Raw genomic sequence first — 6,228 nt, forward strand, 5'->3', positions numbered from 1 at the left:
GCTCGATAACCGTGTCTGCCTCGCAGATGGTGGCCTCGTCATGCTCCACCACCAGCACCGTGTTGCCTCGGGCCTGAAGAGAACGCAGCGTACCCAGCAGCCTTTCGTTATCGCGCGGGTGCAGGCCGATGGACGGCTCGTCCAGTACGTAGGTCACCCCCACAAGGCCGGAACCGAGCTGGCTGGCCAGCCGGATGCGCTGCGCCTCGCCACCGGAAAGGGTGGACATGGAGCGCCCCAGGGAAAGATATTCCAGCCCCACACTGCGCATGAAGGACAGACGGTGGGTCAGCTCCTTCATGAGCGGCTCGGCAATGACCACATGACGGCCCGTGAACGTGCGCTTGTCCAGCCATTCCAGGGCGCGCTCCACTGAAAGATTGCAGAAATCCGCAATATTCAGGTCGTCCACGCGCACGGAAAGGGCATTGACGTTGAGCCGCGCGCCCTTGCAGTCAGGGCAGTCCATGGTCTGACGATAGCGTGAGAGCGCCTCGCGCCAGGCATCGCCGTACTGCATGCCGCTTTCCAGCAGGGGGATCACGCCGGGCCAGCGTTTTTCGCTTACGCTTACGTCCCCGGAGCTCCGGGCCTCGGCAAAGTGATCGCTCTGGTAATCACCGCCGGCCCCCAGGGCCACATTGCCGCCCATCCAGTTGCGGCGCAGCCCCTGCGATGAGCGGGCGGGCCTGCCCTGCTCGTCTTCGCCATAAAAAAGCGCGGCCAGGGCGTCTTCAGAAAATTCTTCCAGAGGTGTGGACAGGCTGAACTTGAAGCGCTTGCCCAAGGCCTTGAGCGCGTCTTCATAACGGCTGAACATCTTGCCGGTAGCCCAGGGCAAAAGTACACCCGTATTCAGCGAAAGCCCCATATTGGGCGCAACAAGACGCGGCTCGAAATAATCCACGCCGCCAAGACCCACGCAACGCGGGCAAGCCCCCTGCGGGCCGTTGAAGGAAAAAAGCTGTGGGCTGGGCGCGGGCAAAGAAATACGGCAGTGCGTACACACCGATGAGGTGGAGTGTACGGTATCGGCCTCTTCGCCGGCAGCGGCCCTGTCGGGCAGGTGAACTACCAGCCGCCCTTCGCCGTAGCGCAGGGCCAGTTCCACCGAGTCGGCCAGGCGGCCGCGCAGTCCTTCCTTGTTGACCAGACGGTCAACCACAAGGTCAATGCTGTGCTTTTTGTTTTTGTCCAGGGCAGGCACGTCATCAAGCGTATGAAAAACCCCGTTGACGCGCACACGGGCAAAGCCCTCGGCCTTGAGTTTTTTAAATTTGTCCTGATGTGTGCCTTTTTGCAGTTCCACAAGAGGGGCCAGCACCATAAATTTTGTACCCTGCGGCAGGGCAAGGATATCGGCGATGATTTCATCTGCAGCGCGGGCTTCGATGGGGCGGCCGCACTGGGGGCAGTACATGCGCCCCAGACGGGCGAAAAACACGCGCAAAAAGTCGTAAATTTCCGTCACCGTTCCCACTGTTGAGCGCGGATTGCGCGAAACGCTCTGCTGCTCAAGAGAAATGGCAGGTGAAAGCCCTTCTATTTTTTCCACATCGGGCTTGTCCATCTGGGGCAGAAACTGGCGGGCATAGGCCGAAAGGGACTCCACATAGCGACGCTGCCCCTCGGCATACACGATGTCAAAGGCCAGGGTGGACTTTCCCGAGCCTGAAGGCCCGCAGATGACCACCAGCTCATCCCGGGGAATGTCCAGGCTGATGTTTTTGAGGTTGTGCTGCCGGGCCTTTTCAATATGTATGCAGGACTTGTTGGTGCTGGTATTCATGCTGGCATAAGTAAGCGCGGCAGGGCCGCTTGGCAAGATGGCTATGCCGCGCCGGATGCGCGACTAACAGGAATAACTACAATTAATAAACACTTTTTATTACTAAATCAATATGAAACAACGTAGCTTCGTCTGCGTGGACAAACAATGCCAAACGCGGTATAAAAATTTTTACGAACCGCAAGTCCATCAAACTGCCTTGCGGAGGGAGTATACTATGTTTCATCAGCGCTCACGCACTGTTTTTCTTGTTCTGGCCCTCGCCCTGGCAACTGTGCTTGCATTCCACCGCGCCCCGGCTGCCGCAGGGCATGAGCGCAGCGCCAGAGAAGTTTTCGCTGCCCTGCCCGAAAGCATTTTTGAAAACACCCCCGAAGGTCTGGCTCCTGTTGAAAAGCAGAAATTGCTTTCCAACGGGCAGGCCGATTTCTGGGAAGTGGCCGGGGAGACAGAAGACGTCATGGTTTTCGCCACCCTTCCCTTTCACGATGTGGCCGTAGCCCTGCGCCTTTTCCGACATAGCGGCAACGGAGCCGTTGATGCGGCCATCGGCACGCTGGGCGGCCCTGTCTGCACGGTGGAACTGTGGCGCATGGACGCCTCCGGCCGCCTTGTGCCTGTGGATACGCCGCCCGAGCCGTCTGTGGAAGAATTTCTGGGCAAAGACCAGAAGCTGCCGCCGGACGTGCAGGCCACGGTCATGATCTGCCTCGGCCTTGGCGGGCTGCGGGCGCAGCCCCTGTTCTGGACAAGCACAGGCATGGCCCATGTGCCGGTTGCCAATGACATAGGCTATCAGTGGAACGGCAAGAACTTTGAAAAGCGCGTGCAGCCGCACAGCGAAATGCAGCAATAACCTTGGCTGTTTAAAACTGCTCAGGGCTGTTTTGCTGTAAAACTGCTTTGGCGGCTGCCCAAGCAGACCGCCCGCGGCAAAGGCGCAAGCGCTCTTTATGTGCGCGCCGCACGCCGTAGTGCGCGTCTTAGACAGTGTCGTCACGAGATGAATTTGCTTGGTATATCAAGGAGAACGAGCCTTTTATGCAGGGAGTGTACTCTTATGGTACTCGACCGGAATAAAAGGCGAAGTTCGACGCAGAGATACCGGGAAAGGCGCTCGTGACGACACTGTCTAAAGCTTTGCGAATCTGCATTGGCAAAGCTTTAGAGCATTTTAACTTTGAAAAAGTGTAAATGCTCTAAAGCTGCACGAAAGTGCAGCGCGCCACAATGTGGCGTGGATTCAGCCGAAAATCGCATTTTCCGGCTGAATGAAAACTTTGAAATGTGAAGCATTTCAAAGTTAATCTGCTCTAAGACGCTCAAACATTCTCGCTTGCCGCGCTCTTTCCCCCATGCATACACTGCCGGAAAAACGACACGCGCCAAAAACACCGTGCTGTTTCCAGCTATTTTTCCAGCCATTCCTGCAACTTTTCTTCCAGCGCCGCCGCAGCCATGCGCGGCGCGGCATATATGCCCGCAGCCTCACGCTGGCGGGCGGCTTCGGACAAAATAATGGCCGCCGCCACAGAAACGTTAAAGCTCTGGATCATCCCGTACATGGGGATATAAAGCTCCCCGTCAGCCATCTGCAAAAGCTCCTGCTCCACACCGCTGTGCTCGTTGCCCATAATGACGGCTGTGGGCCGGGTAAAATCCCAGTCGCGCAGGGGCCGCGCCGTGGGCGAGCAGGACGTAGCCAGCACCTGCATGTTTTGCGCGCGCAGGCTTTCCATAAGCGACGCGCTGTCTTTGTGGCGCACACTCTCCACCCATTTTCTGGCTGAAGCCGATGTCTTGCGACCCAGCGCGGGAAAAGGCGTATTGGTATAATACAGATTGACGCGGCTGACGCCAAAGGCATCGCACGAGCGATAAATGGCTGAAACATTATGCGGATCATGAATATTTGCCAGCACCAGGGTGAGATCCGGCTGACGGTGTGCCAGCACTTCAAGCAGGCGGGCCTTGCGCCGTTCCGTGGGTTCCTTGGTCATGAGAGCTTCCTTTGCTGTTCGTTCAGGCCCTGATACTTCTCAAAAAAAGCCCGCTCAGGCAAGCCGCATCATTCCGGCCTGCGGCCCATTCAGGCCATAAAAAAGCCCCCGAGGGGGCTTTGCATCTGCCTGCCCCTTGCCTGCACGGCAGGGGGCAAGCCGCGTTCCATAGAGCAGAGCAATTTTGAGAATGTGTATTCTCACAGTTTACGGCACTCTCGCTTCGGCGCTTAACCGCGCAAGTACATAGCTTTGCTGTCTTCGCGGCAGTCGTTGGCGAGCCTGCGAGCCTTACGAATGGCGACAGTGGTTGTATGGAAACAAACCGCTCGTTACACATGGTGTCTGCAAGCGTAGTTTCCTGCGTTACAACTCCTGAAGCATCCGTAACTTCCTTTGTCGTAACGGCTGAAGCTGCGCTTGCACCTTTGCGGCGGGCGACTGCTCACGCAGCCGCCAGAACAGTTTCAAAGTGAAATTGCTCTGGTCTTGCGCCTCAGAACGCCTTGGACTTGAGCATGTCCGACCACGAGGACTCCCTGGGCGCGGGGCGGCTCGGGTCCACCCAGCCCAGCACCTGACGGCCCATATCCCAGGCAAGGGCGCGGGCTATAAGACCCGCCGGGTCTTCAGGATTGACCTCCGTAATGGAGAACAGATAAAAATCGTGTACCTGCCGGGCGTCCATAAGCCCGCCCTGGGCCATTGACCACAACAGCGTGCCGCTTTTGGCGTCGTAAACCTCAATGGCCAGCGAAAGCGAACTGGTTCCGCCGGAGCCTCCGTCCATATAATGGTTGATATAGCCGCCCACCAACATGTCGGCCCCCCGCGCCCGCGCAAGGGCAAGAGCGCGCTGCGGCTCAAAAGGTCCGGCCTTGGCATCATACTCAAGGGCCGAAAAGGCGTTGAGAGACAGCCAAACCTGCCATATCTGACGCGAAAACATGGTGCTGAAGGTTACGGGGTCCTTTATCTGCTGCACGGCCCGCAAAGGCACAAAAAGGGCCGTCGGGCGATAGCCCAGAGATTCTGTGGGCCGCACATAGATGGCCGGGGGCTGCCGCCGCACAAAGTTGTTGACCCGCACCTGTATGGGCATGCTCAGGTCCCCGGCAAAATCATAGGTACGGCGGCTGTCGTCAGGAGCGCGCGAACAGCCCCAAAGCAAAAAAAGCAGCAGGCCCAGCGCCACGGTCATGACCATGCGTGCCAACGGCCATGCGCATTCCGCAAGGTTCTGCCCTTGCCACGTTCCGGAAAGTTTCTGGCAGGTATGCATATTTTCTCCTGGCCGGGGTCTGCCGCACACTGCGGCCGCTATTGCCCGGCGGATACTGTATCCGGCAAAATGCCACGTCCGGTAAACAGGTCCCGCATGCCGCTGCACTGCGGGCGGCACGTGGGCGCCATTTTTCTGTCATTTGCCAGAACCGTGCCAAAGAGGCCTTTTCAACCTTGCCGAAAAGCGCGGAGCCTCCGCACATGCCGCACACCGCGGACATCGCCATGCTGAAAGTACCAGCACATACGGGGGCCGCAAACGGCGGCCCCGTTGAAAAGTATCGCCGCCCGACCGTCCACAAAAAAACGGCCGGGCGGCGATGCCTATTGGGGGCAAATGCCGTGACTCAGGCTTACATCCGCGCCGCCTGAAAAATCTGCAAAATCAGGGGGGCCAGCAGCAGCACCACAGGCGCAAGCCCCATGAGGGTTTGCGGCCAGGTAAGCTTGAGGGCTGCGCGGCAGCCTATGAGCACGCAGGCGAACATCCAGACAAAGCCCACAAGAGAGCCAAGCAGAGGAACCACACACAGCAGGGTGGGCGCCGCGGAATAGGCCAGCACCTGAAAAACCTGGCTGAAGTCCGTGCGACTGCCGCGTACAAAGCCGTAGGTGAAGTTGATGAGCGCACTGAGCACATACAGCTGGATGACGGACATGCCTGTTTTTATCAGCACGACCATCGGCAGGCTCATCTGCGGCGAGAGCATGAGCAGCATCTTTTCAAGCTGCGGATCCGAAGCGGCGCTGGGGGCCATGAGCGACATGAACACACCGGACCACACGCGCTCCACAATAACCTGTACCACACTTACCAGAAGATAGAAAATCAGGGCGCGCATCTGCGGCGAACCGGGCTGCACCTGGCTGAAAAAACGCTGCGCCCCAAACATGACCCGCATGCAGGTCTGGTAAAATGCCGCTATCCACCCGTCCGGTTCGGGGGCAGTCTCCCAGGGGATGCCGCCTTCCGCATGATCATAGTCGTCATCATAGCCGTGTTCGTCATGGGGGCCATTGCCGGCATCGCCGTGGCGGCCGAAAGCTTCACGCCTGCCGTCCTCATCGCGGTTGTCATGGCTGCTGCCGTTCTTTCCTTCCGCACTGCCCCTGGGCGCAAAACGCCCGTGTTCGCGCTCATAGGCGCGGCCGGCC

General features: G+C 58.5%; 6 protein-coding genes. 1 reads left to right on the forward strand and 5 read right to left on the reverse strand.

Going from position 1 to position 6,228, the window contains the following annotated elements:
• Positions 1-1,789: ATP-binding cassette domain-containing protein (locus V6C16_RS06285; protein WP_333542908.1), on the reverse strand; the 1,789-nt coding region annotated here is incomplete at its 3' end.
• Between the two features lie 217 nt (positions 1,790-2,006).
• Here V6C16_RS06285 and V6C16_RS06290 point away from each other — a divergent pair.
• Positions 2,007-2,645 (forward strand): hypothetical protein, encoded by a 639-nt coding sequence (locus V6C16_RS06290; protein WP_333536556.1) that lies wholly within the window; start codon positions 2,007-2,009, stop codon positions 2,643-2,645.
• Positions 2,646-2,953: 308 nt separating this feature from the next.
• Here the strand turns inward: V6C16_RS06290 and V6C16_RS06295 are convergent, their stop codons facing one another.
• The 4 genes from V6C16_RS06295 to V6C16_RS06310 all read right to left on the reverse strand — a co-directional run.
• Complete coding sequence (locus tag V6C16_RS06295) at positions 2,954-3,214, reverse strand: hypothetical protein (protein ID WP_333536555.1); 261 nt, start codon at positions 3,212-3,214, stop codon at positions 2,954-2,956.
• Positions 3,199-3,789: a TrmH family RNA methyltransferase gene (locus V6C16_RS06300; RefSeq protein ID WP_333536554.1), complete on the reverse strand. Its 591-nt coding sequence runs from the start codon at positions 3,787-3,789 to the stop codon at positions 3,199-3,201. The genes V6C16_RS06295 and V6C16_RS06300 overlap by 16 nt, the downstream gene beginning before the upstream one ends.
• Positions 3,790-4,285: 496 nt before the next feature.
• Positions 4,286-5,071, reverse strand: a complete 786-nt coding sequence (locus tag V6C16_RS06305) for a hypothetical protein (protein ID WP_333536552.1) — start codon at positions 5,069-5,071, stop codon at positions 4,286-4,288.
• 355 nt (positions 5,072-5,426) lie between these two features.
• Positions 5,427-6,228: Yip1 family protein (locus V6C16_RS06310; protein WP_333542909.1), on the reverse strand; the 802-nt coding region annotated here is incomplete at its 5' end.

The organism is Desulfovibrio sp. 1188_IL3213, assembly GCF_036763145.1.
In the GTDB taxonomy this organism is placed as follows: Bacteria; Desulfobacterota; Desulfovibrionia; order Desulfovibrionales; family Desulfovibrionaceae; genus Desulfovibrio.